The following is a 15,924-nucleotide window of genomic DNA, read 5'->3' as shown; positions in this document are numbered from 1 at the left end:
GCAGGCGCCGCACGGATACGGTGCATACGCCCGTCCGACGAGGCGCGCTACGAAGCCTCGCAGCCCCGATAGGTCAATTCAATTGGCATACGCGCGAGCTGGCCTTCTATAGTGGTACGCGCTTTCCGTCCGCCCTCCATGGAGAATCAAATGGCCCAGCCGAACGTCGACGATTTGGTGGAATCGATTGCGAAGGATACGGGCGTGCCGCCCGAAACCGTGTCGCAGATGGTCAGCCAGACGTGGGAAGCGTTCAGCGATGGCGCTCACATCACCGACTATCTCGCTGTGCTGGTCACCAAGCGTGTGCGCGAAGATTTGCGCAGTCAACGACGCTCCGTTCGCCGCTGATTCATCAGACGTATCCGCGGGGCGCGTGCGTCGATTCGGCGCCGCTATTGCATACCCGCCACGCACGCTCCCGCTTGTAAGCTGCCCGACAGCGCTTGCGCTGCGCGCGAGCCGTGTCTCGTCGCATCGAGTCGCGTATTGACGCGAATCCCACCTGTATTTGCCCATTCCGGCTTATAGCGAAAGTTCGAGTAGCGTTGCGCTCGCCGCTTCATCGATTTTTAAACCGATCGTCGATATAGACAAATTAGTCTATGCACGTTCGTAGTGGTCGATCGCAAATGCGGCGATTTCACCGATTCTCCTTGCACAAACGTTTTCCATTGATTTATTTTCGCTTCTTCTTTGGCAAAATCGCCAAGCTGCCGCACGGAGACAAGCGCACCGGCTGACACAACAACGAGGGGACCAAGAACGAACCATCTCAACCCCATGGAGGAGTCATGTTCGAATCGTCCCTTGCGCGCGGCCAAAGCGCTCTACGCGCGCGCACGACCCGGCTCGCGGGCATCGTCTTGCTGGCGGGACTCACGGCGTCGTCCGTCTGCCGCGCCGATGCCATCGCCTCCCTACCCCCGCCGCCTTCCGAGCTATACGGCGACTTGTTCGTCGCGGTCCAAACGCAGCAGATCTTCCCCGACCAGAAGACATTCGTCGACGCCGTGCCGAACAGCGACCCGGCCTCGATCGTGCAGACGTACGAGCAACAGAAGGCGCAACCGAACTTCGACCTGAAGCAGTTCGTGCTCGCCAACTTCACGTTACCGAGCGAGCCCGTCATCACGCCCCCCAGCGGCCAAACGCTGCGCGAGCACATCGATTGGCTCTGGCCGAAACTGACCCGCACGACCACGGCGGCCGACGTGCCGGCCAACAGCTCGTTGATCCCGTTGCCCAAGCCCTACGTCGTGCCGGGCGGACGTTTCCGCGAAGGCTACTACTGGGACACCTATTTCACGATGCTGGGGCTGCAGGAGTCGGGGCATGAGGATCTCGTCGACGATATGCTCGACGACTTCGCCTACGAGATCGATCGCTTCGGGCACATTCCGAACGGCAACCGCACGTACTATCTGAGCCGGTCGCAGCCGCCATTCTTCGCGCTCATGGTCCAGCTCGCGGCCAAGGCGGAAGGGCCGCGCGTCTATCAGAAGTACTTGCCGGCGCTGAAGAAGGAATACGCCTACTGGATGACGGGAGCCGCTACGACGGCGCGCGGACATGCGACGCGCAACGTCGTGGTACTGAACGACGGCACCGTTCTGAACCGGTACTGGGACGCACGCGATACGCCGCGCGACGAGTCGTATCTAGAAGACGTGACGACCGCGAAACAGGCGGTGGGTCGCAATCCGAACGAGGTTTATCGCGACCTGCGCGCCGCCGCGGAATCGGGCTGGGATTTCAGCTCGCGTTGGTTCGGCGACAACAAAACGCTTACGTCCATCCGCACCACCTCGATCATCCCGGTCGATTTGAATAGCCTATTGTTCGCACTCGAAGCAACGATCGCGAAAGGGTGCGCGCTGTCGCTCGATTTCCGATGCACGGCCGACTATATTCGGAAAGCCGAGCGCCGAGCGGAAGGCATCAACCGATATCTTTGGCATCCGAAAGGCTACTACGCCGACTACGATTGGCGCCTGGGCAAGCTGCGGGACAATTTGTCGGCGGCGGCCGTCTACCCGCTGTTCGTTCGCGCCGCATGGCCGGAGCGCGCCGTCCGAACGATCCACGCCGTTTCCGATCAACTGCTGAAAACGCGCGGCCTCGCAACGACGACGTTTCAAACGGGACAGCAGTGGGATGCGCCTAACGGTTGGGCGCCGTTGCATTGGCTAACGGTTAAAGGGGTGCAGCATTACTTGCCGGGCGCCCCGCTCGCCAAGGACGTCGGAACGCGTTTCCTCGCAGACGTGAAACAGGTGTATGCGTCCGATCAGAAGCTCGTCGAAAAGTACGTGGTCGAGGGGCCTAATGCCGGCGGGGGCGGGGGCGGCGAATACCCGCTCCAGGATGGCTTCGGCTGGACCAACGGCGTCACGCTGAAACTGCTCGATATGTACGCGCCGGGCGAGTAAAGCCGCCGCTTGCGCATGCGCGGGCGTGCCGAGCCGCTCCCGCGCCGCGCATCGGCCGAAAAATCTGATTAGTCGAGATGGCGATCGTATATCGGTAATAATAGGCGGCTCGCTCGATATATCGGCCCAGCCGCGAGCCGTGAATAGCCTGCCCTCTCGATATCGGATTTTGAATGGAAGACCTACTTCCGCATTACGAACGCGAACTCGCCATGCTGCGCCGCTCATTGCATGATTTTGCGGCGAAATACCCCAAAATCGCCGCACGTCTGGCAATTTCGGGCGAGCATTCCGACGACCCTCATGTCGAGCGCATGCTGCAATCGTTTGCGTTACTGGCCGCGCGCATCGACACGCGCCTTCACGACGACTATCCCGAATTCACTGAAGGCATGCTGCAAACGCTGTATCCGCAGTATCTTCGCCCGTACCCTTCCTGCTCGATTGTCGAATTCGACGCCGAGAAGGTTTTCGAAGCGCTCACTGGGCCCGTCAAGATCGCGCGCGGGGCCGATCTCGTCAGCAAAGCCCAGCCCTGCCGTTTTCGCACGGCCTGCGATGTCACGCTCGCGCCGGTGCGCATCGCGTCGGCTCGCTACCTGCCGAGCGCCGCGGCGCCCGCAAATGCAGCCTTGCCCGCCGATACGACCGGGCTCGCGGCCATCACCTTCGCTTCCGCATCGACGGCCGCCGGGCTCAAATCCATTGCGCCATCGACCATCCGCATGCATGTGCACGGTCAACGAGAAATCGTCACGGCGCTCATCGATACGCTATTGCTGCGCGCCGCGAAGGCGTTCGTCGAGCCGGACGGCACGGGACGTTGGATACCGCTCGAGCGCGTTCCTATCGCGGCGGCCGGCTTCGCCGAGCACGAAGCGCTCATCGAAGAAGAACGCGAGGAATCGGCGCCGTTCCGTCTGCTCGCTGAGTATTTCGCGTTTCCGGACAAATTCGATTTCCTCGACCTCGATGCGGCGTCGATGCTCGCCGCCACGGGTCCTTGCAGAACGTTGACGCTGCATGTGGCGATCGAAGGCGTCCATGAAGATTCATGGGCCGCGCAGCGCATCGCGCAGTTCAGCGAGCGGCACTTGAAGCTGTTCTGCACGCCCATCGTCAACCTGTTTTCGACGAAGGCCGAGCCGATCAAGATCGATCCGCTCAAGCACACGTACGTCGTCACGCCAAAAGTGCAGAAATCCGCGAGCGCTTCCGACTTCGATGTGTATCGCGTCGATGCCGTCTACCCGGAAAAGCAATCAGCCGCGAGCCCCTCTGCTTTCCAGCCTTTCTTGGGACTCATGCATGGCAGCGCGGCATCGTTGAGCGGACCCTATTGGGTCGCTCGCACCGAGGACGGACCGGAGCAACACGGCCCGGCGTGCACCGAGTTGGCGTTCGTCGGCCTGGACGGTCAACCGGCAGCGGTCCCGGTCACCCAGGTCGCCGCCGACGTCACCTGCACCAATCGAAACGTGCCCGCCACCCTGCCGTACGGCTCGGCCACGGGCGATCTCGTCGTCGAGGGCGGCTCGGTAGCGGCGCGCCTCGTGCTGCTGCGCCGTCCGACCGAAAGCGTGCGCGCTCAACAAAACAACGGCTCACTGTGGCGCTTGCTCGCCCAGTTCACGCCGCACGCGATGGCGCTGAGCACGGAAGGGCTCGAAGAAATCAAACGCCTCCTGCGTCAGTTCGCGACGCTTTCCCCCGCGCCGGCTCGGCACATCGAAGGCATTGCGTTCGTGGGCGCGCGCTCGACCATGCAGTGGATCGTCATGGATCCCTGCCCTGCGCTCGTGCGGGGAATCGAGGTGACGCTCGCCGTCGACGAGCAAGCATTCTCGGGCAATAGCGTCAGCGCTTTCATCGATGTCATGGACCGCTTCTTTGCTCCATTCGCGCCCGAGAACAGTTTCGTTCAACTCGTGGTCGTTTCGAAGACGAGCGGTGCGCCGCTGCGCCGGTGCGAACCGCGACAAGGCGCGCTGGCCTTGCTTTAAGACAGCCTTGCCAAGGCTCGTTCACGCTTGTTCCGCCCCCTAGGGCCCGGGGGCGCATGCCTCTCCCCTTCGGCCAATCGGCCCGCGTTTTCAGCTGAAATTCGCCTCCGACGGACCGCACGCAAAAACGCGACAGTTAGCCTGGGCGACGGCGGCCGCGGCTCGATCCGGCTGCGCCGCCGGATGTAATCGGCATTGCGCCCCGTCGCGCGCACGGGCGTCGGGTACGCGCTAGCATGCGATGCACACCGCGACAGCCGATCTCCATCAAGCAATCCGCGCGCAAATGCGCGGTGTATTGCCGCAGCACGAGATCGGCGCGGCAATGCGAGCGCGCTGCGGCGCGTCAAATTTTTGCTTGCGCTTCAGCGCCTTAATGCATGTCCATACGGTAAATTGCCGCACGCGCGCCCCTGTCCGCGCCGCGCCCGCATCGCACCATTTTTTCTTCCGCTGATCTACTCTTGCGACCGGCTGCTCATGCAGTGCGCGTCGACACGAGCCGGCGCGCGTCGCTCGTCATCGGTATAACGCTATGGAATCGTCTTCGCTCAGCGCCCTCGACCTGGCGCGCATTCAATTCGCCTTCACCGTTTCCTTTCACATTGTTTTTCCGGCCTTGAGCATCGGGCTGTCGAGCTTCATCGCCGTGCTCGAATGGCGCTGGCTCAAAACGGGCAAGGCCTATTACAAGGACTTGTGCCTGTTCTGGTCGAAGATCTTCGCCATTGCGTTCGGCATGGGGGTCGTGTCGGGCGTCGTGATGGCCTATGAGTTCGGCACCAACTGGGCTAGCTTTTCGAAGTTCGCCGGGCCGATCACGGGCGCGCTGCTGACCTATGAAGTCATGACCGCGTTTTTTCTCGAAGCCGGCTTTCTGGGCATCATGTTGTTCGGTTGGAACCGCGTGGGGCCTCGCGCCCACTTTGCCGCGACGCTGACCGTGGCAGTGGGCACGCTGATGTCGGCGTTCTGGATCCTCGCATCGAATAGCTGGATGCAAACGCCTCAGGGCTTCGCCATTTCCGGCGATCACGTCGTTCCAGTCGATTGGTTCCAAATCGTCTTCAATCCCTCCTTCCCCTACCGCCTCGTTCACATGACGCTGGCGGCCTTTCTCGTCGCCGCTTTGCTGGTGGCGGGGGCCGGCGCCTGGCACTTGCTCAAGGGCCGGCGCGATCGCGCCATCAAGAAGACATTCTCGATGGCGCTGTGGATGGTGCTCGCCATCGCACCGCTGCAAGCCTTCGTCGGCGATCAGCACGGCTTGAACACGCTGCGCTATCAACCCGCGAAAATCGCGGCGATCGAAGGCCTGTGGGACACCGAGAAGAACGGGACCGCGCTCAATCTCTTCGGCCTGCCCGACATGCAAGCCGAAACCACCCGGTACGCGCTGTCGGTGCCGCATCTGGGCAGCCTCCTGCTCACGCACACGTGGGACGGCGAGATCCGCGGGCTCAAGTCGTTCCCGCCCGAAGAAAGGCCGAACTCGACCGTCGTCTTTTGGAGTTTTCGCATCATGGTGGGGCTCGGCGTGCTCATGATCGCGCTTGCCGTGACCGCCTGGTTCCTCGATCGGCGCGGGCGGCTCTATGACGCCGCGTGGTTTCATCGTTTCGCACTCCTAATGAGTCCCACCGGCTTCGTTACGCTATTGGCCGGCTGGGTCACGACCGAAGTCGGGCGGCAGCCCTGGGTCGTATACGGCGTCATGCGGACCTCGCAAGCCATGTCGCCGCTCAGCGCGCAGCAAGTGGGCCTCTCGCTGATGGCGTTCGTCGTCGTGTACTTCCTCGTATTCGGCACCGGCATCTACTACATGCTCAAGCTCATGCATGCAGGCCCGCCCGTCTCGCCGCCGGACAGCGACGCCACGACTGGGGTGCAACATCGGCCGCCCGCGCTCACCGCCGCCGCATGATTTCGCGCGCGTCGAGCTCGCTCGCCTTTGCAACAACGCAATTTTCGGCACTGTTTTCGTCATTTGAGGATCACCATGGATGTCACCGTCGTCTGGGCCGCGATCATCGCGCTCGGCCTGCTGATTTACGTCGTGCTTGACGGCTTCGATCTCGGCATCGGGATCGTCTTTCCGCTTTTCCCCGACGAACGCGAACGCGATCTCATGATGAACACCGTCGCGCCCGTGTGGGACGGCAATGAGACTTGGCTAGTGCTGGGCGGCGCGGCGCTGTTCGGCGCATTCCCCATCGTCTACGCAACGGTGCTGTCCGCGCTCTATCTCCCGCTCGTCGCAATGCTCGTTTGCTTGATCCTGCGCGGCGTATCGTTCGAAATTCGCGCCAAGGCCACTCGCACGAAACACTTGTGGGATCTGGCATTCATCGGCGGTTCGACCGGTGCGGCGTTCTTTCAAGGGATCTCGCTCGGGGCATTCATTCAAGGCATCCCGCTCGCAAACGGCGAATTCTCAGGCGAAGCGTTCGGCTGGCTCACGCCTTTTACGCTGCTGACAGGGCTTGGGCTCGTCGCCACCTATGCGCTACTCGGCTGCTGCTGGCTCGTCGCGAAAACCGAAGGCGATTTGCAACGACGCCTGCATCGGCTCGTGTGGCCCATCACGGTCGTACTGATCGCCTTCATCGCCGCCGTCAGTATTTGGACGCCCCTGCAGGAACCCGGCGTCGCTGCGCGGTGGTTCAGCGCCCAGTGGTTTCACCGCATGCTGCCCGCCCCGTTCCTCGTCGCGGCATGCGCATACATGATGCGGCGCGCAGCACGCGACCGGCATCACACGCGCCCGTTCGTGCTGGCCATGGCATTTGTCGTTTTGGGCTATGCGGGCCTGCTCGCAACGCTATGGCCCTATGCGATTCCGTCGTCGGTCACGCTCTGGCAAGCGGCCGCGCCCGAGCGCAGTTTAACGTTCACATTGACGGGCGCCGTCGTGATTTTGCCGATCATCTTGGCTTACACGATGCTCGGTTATTGGGTGTTTCGCGGCAAGGTGCGCCATGGCGAGCATCGGTACCATTAAACGGAGCGTCACGCTGCGGCGCTGCGTTTGGTTCATCGCCCTCTGGTGCGGGGGCGTCGGCGCGGCCGTCCTGCTCGGTGAAGCTTTCAAGCTCTTCATGAACGCGACGCTGTTTGCCGTCACCACATAACAGCCCGTGCTCCGGCTTGGCGACGCTCAGATCCACTCGCTTGCCGCCATCACGTGTTGCGGCAAGACGGAAACCATCGAGCGCAAATCGCCGGGGCGCGCACGCCAAGCCACCCCAAAGTCCAGCCTAAACTCGGTCAATTTTTCCTGTTACAAGACTGTGAAAAAATTGCCGAAAACCCTAAGTGTGCTTTTTTCCTACATTTTATTGGGAAGGGATTGCTTTCGGTAACTATGGTTCTTAGAATTGGCCCTGTGGTGTTACAAGATGTAACTAGCTGTATCAGATTTGCAGCCGGACGCGCAAACGATGTCGTGCTAGTGAAAGCAAAAAAATATACGGTAAATCGTACCGATCTGGGTCAACGGGGCTTCGGAAACGTGAGAAATGGACCTGAACAGCGACACGCTGGAATCTATCCGCGAAATTAACCTGTCATATGTGATGCTCGCGCAACGCATGTTACGCGAGGACAAGGCCATCGGCATGTTCCGCCTGGGCTTGTCCTCGGAACTGGCCGATTTGCTTGGGGGGCTTTCGCTCGCGCAGTGCGTCAAGCTGGCCTCCTCCGATCAGCTACTGTGCTTCTTTCGCTTCAACGATCATGCGATGTTCTCGGCATTGACACAGACCGCCAAGAACACCGAAGTCGCCGCCACTCATACCGCGATCTTGCTCGCCAGCCAACCGGCCGAACAATTCGCTTAACTCGCGGGGTTGCGTCATGGTCCAGAAGAAGAGCCTGACGGAAGACGCTCAAGAGGTGTTTCGCGCCATCGCACTCATCGAGTTGGGGGCGCGCATGCAGGTGCTCGAAAGCGAACTCTCGCTGTCGCGCGACCGCATGATCCGGCTGTACCGTGAAATCAAGGGTGTGTCGCCGCCCAAGGGCATGTTGCCGTTCTCGGCCGATTGGTACATGACTTGGCTGGCGAACCTTCACGCGTCGCTCTTCTATAACACCTACGTGTTCCTCAAGCACGAGGCCGGATGCTCGCATCTGGATGCGCTAACCAAGGGGTACCGGCTTTACGTCGAGCATTGCAAACACAGCGATGCCGAGCCCGTGCTCGATTTGACCCGCGCATGGACGTTGGTTCGTTTCTTCGATGCCGACATTTTGCAAATGACGCCGTGCTGCCGTTGCGGCGGTAAGTTCGTCGCGCATAAGCACGATCTGCAGCACAACGTCGTTTGCGGCGCCTGCCAGCCGCCATCGCGCGCCGGCAAGACCAAGCGGGCGAGCACCGCAAAGCCAGCCGTGCGCGCCCCATCAGCCGACGAAACCGCGCGCGCCGCGTAAGCGTAAGAGAACACACTGCCCTGCGCGCGCCCCGCTTCGTCGAGAGGCTAGCCGAAGCATTCGGCGTCGAGCCACCTGGGACTGCGCAGTACAAAGCACAGGGACCACGCGCTCACGCCGCTTTGGCGAACAAAAAGGGCGTCACCCGCATCAAGCCGACTTAGGATATTCCCTGAGTCGGCTTTCTTTTTTCCGCATCGCAGCATTACCTCCTTCGGCTTAGAGGGCGGTGGTTCTACGCCATTAGACAGAACCGTCTCTAACGCACCGCACCCAACGAGCTCCCTTGACTCATTCGACGACGCCTGCTGTACTAAATCCAGGCAGTTGATTTAATCGAGCAGCTAAACGCGATACGCCATACGCTGCCAATTCGTTGTCAATCACTTGGAGGAGGAGCGTTCGATGAAGACCCGTCCCTATCTTGCCGTTGCGCGACGTGCGATGCTCGGCGCCGCCGCAGCGTCGGTTGCCTGTGCCGGCGCCGCTTTCGCCGATCAACCCGTCATCGGGCTCATCACGAAGACCGACACCAATCCGTTCTTCGTGAAGATGAAAGAAGGCGCGCAAGCGGCCGCCGAAAAGGACGGCGCGAAGCTGTTGACCGCGGCCGGCCGATACGATGGCGACAATGGGGCGCAAGTCACGGCGCTCGAGAACATGACGACGGCGGGGGCGAAGGCGATCTTGATCACGCCGAGCGATACGAAAGCGATCGTGCCGTCGATCAAGAAGGCCCGCGCGGCGGGCGTCATGGTCATCGCGCTCGATACGCCGACGGACCCGCAAGACGCGACGGATGGACTGTTCGCCACCGACAACTTCAAGGCAGGCGTGTTGATCGGCGAGTATGCGAAGAAGGCGCTCGGCGGCAAGCCGGCGAAGATCGCCACGCTCGACCTCGCGCCCGGGATTTCGGTCGGCATCTTGCGGCACAACGGCTTCCTGCAAGGCTTCGGTGTCAAGGAAGGCGACCCGAGCATCGTCTGCAGCCAAGACACGCGCGGCGATCAATCCAAGGGGCAAGCCGCCATGGAAAACTGCTTGCAAAAGGCGCCCGGCATCAACGTCGTCTACACGATCAACGAACCCGCGGCGGCAGGCGCTTACCGTGCGCTCAAGACGGCGGGCAAGGAGAAAGACGTCCTGATCGTCTCGATCGACGGCGGCTGCGAAGGCGTGCGCAATGTCAAAAAGGGCGAAATCGCCGCGACCGCCCAGCAATACCCGCTGAAGATGGCGTCGATGGGTGTCGATGCCGGCGTGAACTACGCGAAGTCCGGCAAGAAAGTCAGCGGCTACACCGATACCGGAGTCACGCTGATCACCGACAAGGCGATGCCCGGTGTCGACAGCAAAGACACGAAGTTCGGTTTGGAAAACTGTTGGGGTAAGTAACGGCGCTCGGCGCGGCGCCCTCCCCTCGCCGCGCCCGCTCAGTTCTCGATTTCGATCGTAGGAGACGACGCATCATGACGACTCAATCCGCCGGGCCGCTCGCACCGGCCCCCACTCCTCACTCGCGCGGCCATCGCATGCCGACCATCGCCGAGGCAGGCCCGTTGATCGCCCTCATTGCCGCGTGCGCCTTCTTCATTTCGCAAAGCGATCGGTTTCTGTCGTTTCAGAATCTGTCGCTGATTCTGCAACAGACGATGGTCGTCGCCGTCATCGCCATCGGACAAACGCTGATCGTGCTCACGGCCGGCATCGACTTGTCGTGCGGCATGGTGATGGCGTTCGGCTCGATCGTGATGACGAAATTCGCCGTCGATCTCGGCGTCTCGCCTATCCTCGCCATACTGTGCGGCATCGGTGCGAGTACGCTGTTTGGGCTCCTGAACGGCGTGCTCGTCACACGCGTGAAGCTGCCATCTTTCATCGTGACGCTCGGCACGCTCAATATCGCCTTTGCGCTCACGCAGATTTATTCGAATGCCGAGACCGTATCGAGCCTGCCCGATGCGATGATGTTCCTCGGCAACACGTTCCGCCTCGGGCCGGCCGAAGTCACATACGGCACCGTGCTCGCGCTGCTGCTCTATTTGGTGACTTGGTTCGTGCTGCGCAGCACCGTTCCGGGCCGGCACTTGTATGCGCTCGGCAACAACCCCGAAGCCGCGCGTTTGATGGGCTTGTCTTCGCAACGCATCTTGTTGACGGTCTATTCGCTCGCCGGTTGCATCTACGGCATTGCCGCGCTGCTGCTCATCTCGCGCACCGGCGTGGGCGACCCGCAAGCGGGGCAAACCGACAACCTGGACAGCATCACGGCGGTCGTGCTGGGCGGCACGAGCCTGTTCGGCGGACGCGGCTCGATCGTGGGCACGCTGCTTGGCGCGCTCATCGTCGGGGTGTTCCGCAACGGGCTGACCTTGATCGGCGTCTCATCCGTCTATCAGGTATTGATCACCGGCATTCTCGTGATTCTCGCCGTTGCGGCCGACAAGCTGTCGCATCGTCGCGCCTGACGAGCCGCTTCCGGCCAATCGTCGATCCGACTCATCCTCATCCTCGTATCCGCATTTGCATTCGCCAAGGAAACGCCATGTCGACCTCAAGCTCACGCTCCACGACGACGCCCGTGCTGCAAGCCCGCGGCCTCGTGAAGCGCTACGGACAAGTGACCGCGCTCGACGGCTGTGATTTCGAAGTCATGCCGGGCGAGATTCTCGCCGTCATCGGCGATAACGGCGCGGGAAAATCCTCGCTGATCAAAGCGCTCTCGGGCGCAACGGTGCCCGACGAAGGCGAAATCCTGCTCGATGGGGCCCCCGTCAAGTTCCGCAGCCCGCTCGATGCGCGCGAGAAAGGCATCGAAACGGTTTACCAAGAGTTGGCCGTGGCGCCCGCCATGACCATCGCCGAAAACTTGTTTCTCGGTCGGGAGCGACGTTTGCCAGGCTGGCGCGGCTCGCTGCTCAAGATGATCGACAAGCGGCGCATGCTCGAAGAAGCGACCGGGCATATGAAGGACTTGCAGATCGGCATTCGATCGATGCGCCAGGCCGTCGAGACTTTGTCGGGCGGCCAGCGACAAGGCGTGGCCGTTGCGCGTAGCGCGGCATTCGCGCGCCATGTCGTCATCTTGGACGAACCCACGGCTGCGCTCGGCGTGAAAGAAGGCAACATGGTGCTCGAATTGATCCGCCGCGTGCGCGATCGCGGCCTGCCCGTCATTCTCATCAGCCACAACATGCCTCATGTATTCGAAATCGCAGATCGCATCCATATTCAGCGGCTCGGGCGGCGTGCGGCGCTCGTCAATACGAAAGACATTCATATGTCCGACGCCGTCGCGATCATGACGGGCGCCAAACAAGCCGACGTTCGGGCGATCGCTTGATGGCGAGCCTCCGGTGCTTCGCGCCGCGAGCAAGACCATCTCGATGCCCGCGCCGATGCTCGAGGATCCTCTGATATGAATGCCCGAACGCAACCGCACGCATCGAGAACGGTCGGCTCGAACCAAGTCGGCATGCGGCAGTTCAACGAGCGAATCGTCCTGCAAGCGATTCGCTTGCATGGACCGCTGCCGAAAGCCGACGTTGCACGGTTGACGCGGCTCAGCATGCAAAGCGTGTCGATGATCGTAGACCGGCTGATCGATGACGGCTTGCTCGCCAAGCAAGCACGCGTGCGCGGACGTATCGGCCAACCGTCGGTGCCCATCGCGTTGCGACCGGATGGCGCATACACGATTGGCGTCAAGGTGGGGCGACGTAGCCTCGATGTCCTCGCGATGGATTTCATGGGTCATGTCTGCACGCGCGACGTCCTCGACTATGCATACCCCGATCCGAGCACACTGTTCCCTGCGCTGGAGAGCAAGGTCGCACGCGTGATCGATTCGCTGGGCGAGCACGCCGCGAAAGTCGTCGGCATCGGCGTGGCGGCCCCGCTCTGGCTTGGCGGGTGGCGCGATTTTCTGGGCGCCCCGCCTGCTGCGCTCGAAGCGTGGAACGCGATCGACATTCGCACGCGGATCGAATCGATGACGGGATTGCCGGTCGAATTTGCCAAAGATACGACCGCCGCATGCGCTGCCGAGTTGGTCATGGGGCAAGGCCGGGGCATTCGCTCGTTTCTCTACCTATTCGTCGGCACCTTCATCGGCGGCGGCTTGGTCATCGACGGCCGCCTGCATGGCGGCCCGCACGGCAATGCGGGGGCCGTGGGCTCGATGCCGCTTTCGCTCGGCAATGGGCACGCGCCGCGGCAGTTGTTGCATACCGCATCGGGCTTCGTGCTCGAGCAACGGTTCGTCACGGCCGGCGCACCGGCCGCCGCCGCGCACGATCACCGCGCGCTTGCCCCGGACGTATGGGCGGTGACCGAGCGGTGGCTCGAGGAAGCGTGTCCCGCGATCGCGATGACGATCGCGACGTCTTCGGCATTGCTCGACTTGGAAGCGGTCGTTATCGACGGCGAGATCGATAGACAACTCGTGCGAGAGATGATTCGGCGCACGCAGGGCGCTCTCGACCGGATCGAATGGGAAGGCATGGTGCGGCCGCAGTTGATCGAAGGGACGATTGGCGCCGATGCCAGAGCGATGGGCGGGGCGATACTGCCGCTATATGCGCATTTCGCGCCGACGCACGAGTTGTTTTTGAAAGATTGATTGCCGGCGCGCGTTACAGGAAATGAGCGTGCCGCCCCAGCATCACGGACCGCCGCGAGCTTTTTAGCGAAAACATCAACGCCCTCGCTCTTGAACTTATCCTTGAGCGGCTTGATCCCCTCGCGCTCAAAGAAGTCTTGCCCTTGACGCTTCCAAATATGCGTGATTCGACCTGTCAACGTGGCAGCTTTGTCGCGATCAGGAGTGATCGTTATCGCATTTCTCTCCGTCGTTGAGAAATAGTGCGTTTCCCGTTGAAAATGTCATGTATCAGTATGTGGGGCAACGACACCCGCGGGGACCGACGCTGACCGATTGGCCGTTGAACCGCCACAAAGCATCGGTTAACGTGCAAGCAGCGGGATATCCGTCCGCCGATCCATCCCTTGCCACCGCAAATCATCAAGCTCGGCGCCGTTGCAGCCGGTACTGTGCCTGCAAATAAACGTCGTTCCCCGGGGCCTATGGGCGGTTCGGCGCCGGTGCCGAAGTCGACGGCTTTCGAGGAGCCCGCCACATGACAAACGTCCATGCATTACAGAATAAAAAAGCGCCGAATAAGCAGCCGAAGACCAAGAAAGGCATACAAAAGCTGGAGAAAAAAATCCGCCACAACGTTGGTCAGAAACGGCCCACCCCCAATGAGCAGAAAAAAGCGGTCGACGAACAGCTTTGGTATCGCGAGTTGCAGCAACCCACCCTATTCGACATCTTCAATGCACTATCGGAGCAGCAACCGCCCGAGTCATCGAGCATACCCAATGTGGAAGGATGGGGACGCTGGCTCATGCTGGCAATGATATTGAACTTCTTCACGGGCACGTATGCGCGTACCTGGGATAAAGCTTACCAGCGGCCCAAAGTCCCGCCCCTCGATCCGGGTGCAGGACCTGCGTCCGGACCTGGACCGGCACCGGGATCGAACAGCCAAGGGAGTGGATCATCCACCTATAATCACGGCAGGCCGACCGAACTTTACGAATTACTTACAACTTTTCAAAACGATGAAACCGAGCCTGGGGCGAGCCCAATCACCGGATTGAACACAGTCCAACAACAGCAACGGCAGCGTCGCGATGCCGGGACGGACGGTCAATTTGGGAATGCTACGTCTCTTCCCGAGAACGTCATCGTGTACCCCTCCCAGACTTTAAGTCAATATATGCGGAAGGCAATCAGCTCGGTGCAATCGTTTGAACAAGTGGCCGCATTCGCGCTAAAGCGTGCCGGATATAATCCCCACGAAAACCTACCTGTAGCCATCATTCATATTACCGGTGGCATCGATGTGTCGGGCAGCGTCCCAGCGGGAACCAGACAGGAGACTACACGAACACCGATCGAGATCCTTCAGCACTTCTGCACCACGGACAGAGGTGGGCTCGATATATTGGGGGAATCGCCGACCGCGAGAAAACTGATAGGCGAAATAAGAACCATGGAAAAAAAGGGTGAAAATTTCTTCGAAAAGAAGGGGGTCGAGCAAATCAAGTGGCGAACCATACACGATGGCATCGACGTCTTCATGGAAAAGCTCGCCGACTTTGGAATAAATCGCAGTGACAAGGCAAAATTTTACCACGTCGAAATGAGAGAGCGAAGAACAGAATTTGGCGCTGCAGAAAGCAACCACCACAGAGCAGAGCTCGGTTCCATAATCGAAACACAAAAGAATGGGGAAACCCAGCGCTATGCCATCGTTCCTCACCATCCGAATTTAGTTTTCAAGGTACCCACCGATCCCGCCGGATTTCGCTCGTGGATGACGCTGGTGGGCACTCGGTTACTTTATAGGGATCCCAGCGCATTGCCGGCGAACCCCAGATTCGTCACTACTTTGGTGGAGCAAGCAGGTAGCCATCGGCTGGACACCGTTCGTACCGCCGTCAAGCACACCCTTCACCCGATCATCGGCAACACCGTAAAGAAAATGGCCGATCTTGTGACTCGCGAATCCACCTTCACGGAAGCGTTCAACACCATTCTAGGCTGCTACATTCCATTCTGGGACGCTGGGAGAGCAATTTACCAGGGAGATTACAAAAGTGCGGCCATTTTCGTTGGCTTTGAAATAGTGCCGTACCTAAATAAATTCAAAAAGTGGGTCTTCAAGACAAATTATGTAGGGAAAACCATACCGGCAGAGCAAGCGGCTCAGGGGAACGAATGGGTTTCCGTGGGCTTCGACGGAATAAAGACTGCAAACGGGCTGGGATTTTTCAAAATGATTCCGAAACAGGCCATCAAACCCGCCGGACGAACCATAATCAAAAACAATCAAAACAGCAACAACAGAGAATCCGACCAACAATGAGCGCATGCGCACCAAGCCTTATACGTCTAGCGCTTCATCCACTCCGCCGTCGCGAAACGCGCTTCGCCAAACCAAGCTCGCTTCAAGCTTGAATGCGAGCGCGTAGGCGCCCGCATC

At 60.6% G+C, this 15,924-nt stretch carries 13 protein-coding genes; all 13 read left to right on the top strand.

Going from position 1 to position 15,924, the window contains the following annotated elements; all coding sequences use genetic code 11:
• The first annotated feature begins 150 nt into the window (after nt 1–150).
• The 13 genes from MMB74_RS15710 to MMB74_RS15650 all read left to right on the top strand — a co-directional run bounded on the left by MMB74_RS15710 (nt 151) and on the right by MMB74_RS15650 (nt 15,807).
• Complete coding sequence (locus tag MMB74_RS15710; protein ID WP_277429577.1) at nt 151–351, top strand: DUF3562 domain-containing protein; 201 nt, start codon at nt 151–153, stop codon at nt 349–351.
• A 443-nt stretch (nt 352–794) separates the two neighbouring features.
• Complete coding sequence (gene treA / locus MMB74_RS15705) at nt 795–2,432, top strand: alpha,alpha-trehalase TreA (RefSeq protein WP_277429576.1); 1,638 nt, start codon at nt 795–797, stop codon at nt 2,430–2,432.
• Nucleotides 2,433–2,605: 173 nt separating this feature from the next.
• Complete coding sequence (gene tssF / locus MMB74_RS15700; RefSeq protein ID WP_277429575.1) at nt 2,606–4,435, top strand: type VI secretion system baseplate subunit TssF; 1,830 nt, start codon at nt 2,606–2,608, stop codon at nt 4,433–4,435.
• A 535-nt stretch (nt 4,436–4,970) separates the two neighbouring features.
• Nucleotides 4,971–6,359 carry a cytochrome ubiquinol oxidase subunit I gene (locus MMB74_RS15695; RefSeq protein WP_277429574.1) on the top strand — a complete coding sequence of 463 codons (1,389 nt, stop codon included), beginning with the start codon at nt 4,971–4,973 and terminating at the stop codon, nt 6,357–6,359.
• 75 nt (nt 6,360–6,434) lie between these two features.
• The gene (gene cydB / locus MMB74_RS15690) at nt 6,435–7,436 is read left to right on the top strand and encodes a cytochrome d ubiquinol oxidase subunit II (protein WP_277429573.1); all 1,002 of its coding nucleotides are present in this window, start codon (nt 6,435–6,437) and stop codon (nt 7,434–7,436) included.
• A complete protein-coding gene (locus tag MMB74_RS15685) occupies nt 7,414–7,566 on the top strand; it encodes a hypothetical protein (RefSeq protein WP_277429572.1) in 153 nt (50 codons plus the stop codon). The genes cydB and MMB74_RS15685 overlap by 23 nt, the downstream gene beginning before the upstream one ends.
• 387 nt (nt 7,567–7,953) lie before the next feature.
• Nucleotides 7,954–8,274: a flagellar transcriptional regulator FlhD gene (gene flhD / locus MMB74_RS15680; RefSeq protein ID WP_277429571.1), complete on the top strand. Its 321-nt coding sequence runs from the start codon at nt 7,954–7,956 to the stop codon at nt 8,272–8,274.
• Nucleotides 8,275–8,290: 16 nt separating this feature from the next.
• Nucleotides 8,291–8,869, top strand: a complete 579-nt coding sequence (gene flhC / locus MMB74_RS15675) for a flagellar transcriptional regulator FlhC (protein ID WP_277429570.1) — start codon at nt 8,291–8,293, stop codon at nt 8,867–8,869.
• A 405-nt stretch (nt 8,870–9,274) separates the two neighbouring features.
• Entirely contained in the window at nt 9,275–10,267 is a 993-nt protein-coding gene (locus MMB74_RS15670) for a sugar ABC transporter substrate-binding protein (protein ID WP_277429569.1), read from the top strand.
• A 137-nt stretch (nt 10,268–10,404) separates the two neighbouring features.
• The gene (locus MMB74_RS15665) at nt 10,405–11,340 is read left to right on the top strand and encodes an ABC transporter permease (RefSeq protein WP_277429759.1); all 936 of its coding nucleotides are present in this window, start codon (nt 10,405–10,407) and stop codon (nt 11,338–11,340) included.
• 77 nt (nt 11,341–11,417) lie between these two features.
• Nucleotides 11,418–12,215, top strand: coding sequence for an ATP-binding cassette domain-containing protein (locus tag MMB74_RS15660; protein ID WP_277429568.1), 798 nt, complete (start codon nt 11,418–11,420; stop codon nt 12,213–12,215).
• 75 nt (nt 12,216–12,290) lie between these two features.
• The gene (locus tag MMB74_RS15655) at nt 12,291–13,493 is read left to right on the top strand and encodes an ROK family transcriptional regulator (RefSeq protein WP_277429567.1); all 1,203 of its coding nucleotides are present in this window, start codon (nt 12,291–12,293) and stop codon (nt 13,491–13,493) included.
• A 517-nt stretch (nt 13,494–14,010) separates the two neighbouring features.
• Nucleotides 14,011–15,807 (top strand): hypothetical protein, encoded by a 1,797-nt coding sequence (locus MMB74_RS15650; protein WP_277429566.1) that lies wholly within the window; start codon nt 14,011–14,013, stop codon nt 15,805–15,807.
• The last annotated feature ends 117 nt before the right edge of the window (nt 15,808–15,924 follow it).

Source organism: Trinickia sp. Y13, assembly GCF_029522115.1.
Classification (GTDB): domain Bacteria; phylum Pseudomonadota; class Gammaproteobacteria; order Burkholderiales; family Burkholderiaceae; genus Trinickia.
Note: the sequence above shows the minus strand (reverse complement) of the source record. Positions and strands in the feature narration are given on the sequence as shown.

What these genes read in the sequence shown, in the direction of transcription:
- MMB74_RS15695 (WP_277429574.1), top strand. Translation starts at nt 4,971, where the DNA reads ATGGAATCGTCTTCGCTCAGCGCCCTCGACCTGGCGCGCATTCAATTC.
- MMB74_RS15650 (WP_277429566.1), top strand. Translation starts at nt 14,011, where the DNA reads ATGACAAACGTCCATGCATTACAGAATAAAAAAGCGCCGAATAAGCAG.
- flhD (WP_277429571.1), top strand. Translation starts at nt 7,954, where the DNA reads ATGGACCTGAACAGCGACACGCTGGAATCTATCCGCGAAATTAACCTG.
- MMB74_RS15655 (WP_277429567.1), top strand. Translation starts at nt 12,291, where the DNA reads ATGAATGCCCGAACGCAACCGCACGCATCGAGAACGGTCGGCTCGAAC.
- tssF (WP_277429575.1), top strand. Translation starts at nt 2,606, where the DNA reads ATGGAAGACCTACTTCCGCATTACGAACGCGAACTCGCCATGCTGCGC.
- flhC (WP_277429570.1), top strand. Translation starts at nt 8,291, where the DNA reads ATGGTCCAGAAGAAGAGCCTGACGGAAGACGCTCAAGAGGTGTTTCGC.
- cydB (WP_277429573.1), top strand. Translation starts at nt 6,435, where the DNA reads ATGGATGTCACCGTCGTCTGGGCCGCGATCATCGCGCTCGGCCTGCTG.
- MMB74_RS15660 (WP_277429568.1), top strand. Translation starts at nt 11,418, where the DNA reads ATGTCGACCTCAAGCTCACGCTCCACGACGACGCCCGTGCTGCAAGCC.
- MMB74_RS15685 (WP_277429572.1), top strand. Translation starts at nt 7,414, where the DNA reads ATGGCGAGCATCGGTACCATTAAACGGAGCGTCACGCTGCGGCGCTGC.
- treA (WP_277429576.1), top strand. Translation starts at nt 795, where the DNA reads ATGTTCGAATCGTCCCTTGCGCGCGGCCAAAGCGCTCTACGCGCGCGC.
- MMB74_RS15710 (WP_277429577.1), top strand. Translation starts at nt 151, where the DNA reads ATGGCCCAGCCGAACGTCGACGATTTGGTGGAATCGATTGCGAAGGAT.
- MMB74_RS15670 (WP_277429569.1), top strand. Translation starts at nt 9,275, where the DNA reads ATGAAGACCCGTCCCTATCTTGCCGTTGCGCGACGTGCGATGCTCGGC.
- MMB74_RS15665 (WP_277429759.1), top strand. Translation starts at nt 10,405, where the DNA reads ATGCCGACCATCGCCGAGGCAGGCCCGTTGATCGCCCTCATTGCCGCG.